The following is a 2,957-nucleotide window of genomic DNA, read 5'->3' as shown; positions in this document are numbered from 1 at the left end:
CGGCCGGCCGATCCGCGGCGGCCCGCCGGATTCGCGGACCTCGCGCTCGGCCCCGAACTCACCGACGCCGTCGACCGGTTGGCCCGGCAGGAGCGCTGCACCCCCTTCATGGTGCTCCTCACCGCCTACCAGAGTCTGCTGGGCCGCTGGTGCGGCCAGGACGACTTCACGGTCGGTACGCCGCTCGCGGGCCGGCCCGACGTGGCGCACGAGGCGTTGATCGGCTACTTCACCCGGACCGCCGTGATCCGTGCGGACCTGCGGGGGGACGCGGGCCGTGGCCCGGACTTCCGTACGGTGCTGCGGCGGGTCCGGTCCGCGACCATGGGCGCGCTCGCCCACCAGGACGTACCGCTGGAGCGGCTGGCGGCGGACCTGGGCGAACCGCCCGGTGGACTGCCGTTCAGGACGCTGCTCGTGCTCCAGAGCCAGCACGAGACGGGGGGCGGCGCCGCTGAACCCCAACTCCCCCCTGGCGTCACCCTGTTGTCCCTGGACTCCGGCTTCGACCGGGCCAAGGCCGATCTGCTGCTGGATGCCTGGCGGACGGAGACCGGGCTGACCTGCTCCTTCTCGTACGACGAGGAGCTGTTCGACCGGTCGACCGTCGAGACCCTGGCGCGGCGCTACCGCACCCTGCTGAGCCGGGCCACGGCGGATCCGCTGCTGCCCGTGCACGGCGACTGGCTGCTCGACGCGGCGGAGCGGGCCGCCGTTCTCGCGCGCGGGACCGGGCCCCGGCTGGACCCGGACCGCCGTACGGTACCGGCGCGCTTCGCCGAACAGGTCGCCCTGCGGCCCGGCGCGCCCGCGCTGGCAATGGGCGACGACACACTCTCGTACGCCGAACTGGACCGCCGTTCCTCGTTGTTGGCCGCGCGGATCGGGCCGCTGGGGGGTGGGGTCGTCGCGGTACGGATCCCGCCGTCCTACGCGTTGGTGATCGCGCTGCTCGCGGTGTGGAAGGCGGGCGGCGGCTACCTGCCGCTGGACGAGGCGTATCCGCCGGAGCGGCTGCGGCAGCTGGTCGGGGACGGGGGAGCGCGGCTGCTGATCACGGCGGGGGAGGGTCCTGACCTGGGGATACCGGTGCTGGCTGTGCCGGAGGAGTGGCCGGACGGCGCGGTGGCGAATCCGTTCGCGAGTTCGTGGCCGGGTGTCGCGGCGACCGATCCGGCGTACGTGCTGTTCACCTCGGGATCCACCGGCCGGCCCAAGGGGGTGGTGGTCGAACAGGGTGCGCTGGCGGACCGGGTGGAGTGGATGACCGGGACGGCGGAGACCGGCCCGGCGACGACCGGGACGGCGGCCGGGGAGGGGTACGGCCTTCGGCCCGGCGACCGGATCGTTCAGTTCGCCTCCGTCGGGTTCGACACCCACGCCGAGGAGATCTGGCCCGCCCTGGCGTCGGGCGCCTGCTGCGTCCTGCTGCCCGGCGGCTCCCGTACGCTCCCCGACGTCCTGCGCGCGGAGGGCGGCGCGGGCGTCACGGTCCTTGATCTGCCGACCGCGTACTGGCACGAACTGGTGCTGATGGAGGACGAGTTCACCTGGCCGGCGGATCTGCGGCTGGTGGTGCTCGGGGGTTCGGTCGTGGACGGCACCGTACTGGCGCGGTGGCATGCGCGGCACGGCGGGCGGGTCCGGCTGGTGAACACGTACGGTCCGACGGAGGCGACGGTGATCGCCACGAGCGCGGACCTGTCGGTACCTTCGGACGGTGTGGTCGCCCGGCCGCCGATCGGACGGCCGCTGGCCGGGGTGCGGTGCTATGTGCTGGACGAACGGCTAGGGCTGGTGCCCGACGGCACCGAGGGTGAACTCTTCCTCGGCGGGCGAGGGTTGGCCCGGGGATACGCCGGTCGGCCGGACCTGACGGCGGAGCGCTTCCTGCCGGATCCGTTCGCGGCGGACGGCAGCCGGATGTACCGCACGGGCGACCGGGTGCGCCGACTGCCGGACGGGGAGCTGGAGTTCGTCGGCCGGACGGACGGGCAGGTGAAGCTTCGCGGCTACCGGATCGAGCCGGGCGAGGTGGAGCACGCGCTGACGAGCCACCCGGCGGTGGCGCAGGCGCTGGTGGTCGTACGGGAGGGTCGGCTGCTGGGGTATGTGGTCCCGTCGCCGGGCACGAGGCCGCCCCTGGCCCCTGAACTCCTCGATCACATGGGTGGGTTGCTCCCCACCTTCATGGTGCCGAGCGGGCTGATGGTCCTCGACCGGATACCGCTGACGGTCAACGGCAAGCCGGACGTCTCGGCGCTGCCGCTGCCGGGCCCGTCGGTCGCCGGGCCCGCGTACGTCGCGCCCCGCACGGACGCGGAGGCGCTCGTCGCGGAGCTGTGGGAGGAGGTGCTGGGGGTCGAGCGGGTGGGTGCCCTGGACGACTTCTTCTCCCTCGGCGGCGACTCGCTGCGGGTGACGCGGGTGGCGGCGAGGATCCGCTCGGTGGCGGGCCTGGAGATCAGCATCCGGGACGTTTTCGACCACCGGGTGCTTGCCGGGTTGGCGGCGCGGGTGGAGGAGCTGCTGATCGCGGAGATCGACGCGATGTCGGAGGGGGAGGCGGTGGAGGGGTTGTCGCCGTGAGGCGACGGCTGTGTGTGCCTCCCTTCGGCTCGCGGGCCGGCCCCACGCTTTGACTCATGTCCCACTATCCCTAGGAGGAACGATGTTCGCAGTGGTCGTCAACCACGAGGAGCAGTACTCGGTCTGGCCGACCGACCAGGAGATCCCGCCGGGGTGGCGGGCGGAGGGGACGAGGGGTTCGCGGGAGGAGTGCCTGGCGAGGATCGGCGAGGTGTGGACGGACTTGCGCCCGCTGAGCGCACGCGCCTGACCTTGCGGGTGTTGTTGCGCGGTAGGCCGCCGCGCGGGCGGTTGTCCTCAAGCGCCGGACGGGCTGAATGCGCCCGCGCGGGCCGGTGGGTGGGTGTCCTCAAGCGCCGGACGGGCTG

The 2,957-nt window shown here is 73.4% G+C and carries 2 protein-coding genes; both read left to right on the top strand.

The features are described 5' to 3' along the window. Nucleotides 1–2,589, top strand: a 2,589-nt coding sequence (locus GT042_RS31600; protein ID WP_161312121.1) for a non-ribosomal peptide synthetase, incomplete at its 5' end; no start/stop codon positions are given. Between the two features lie 82 nt (nt 2,590–2,671). Continuing rightward, the gene (locus GT042_RS31595; protein WP_161312120.1) at nt 2,672–2,839 is read left to right on the top strand and encodes an MbtH family protein; all 168 of its coding nucleotides are present in this window, start codon (nt 2,672–2,674) and stop codon (nt 2,837–2,839) included. The last annotated feature ends 118 nt before the right edge of the window (nt 2,840–2,957 follow it).

The organism is Streptomyces sp. SID3212, assembly GCF_009865405.1.
GTDB lineage: Bacteria > Actinomycetota > Actinomycetes > Streptomycetales > Streptomycetaceae > Streptomyces.
This window is presented reverse-complemented; position numbering and strand designations above follow the sequence as displayed.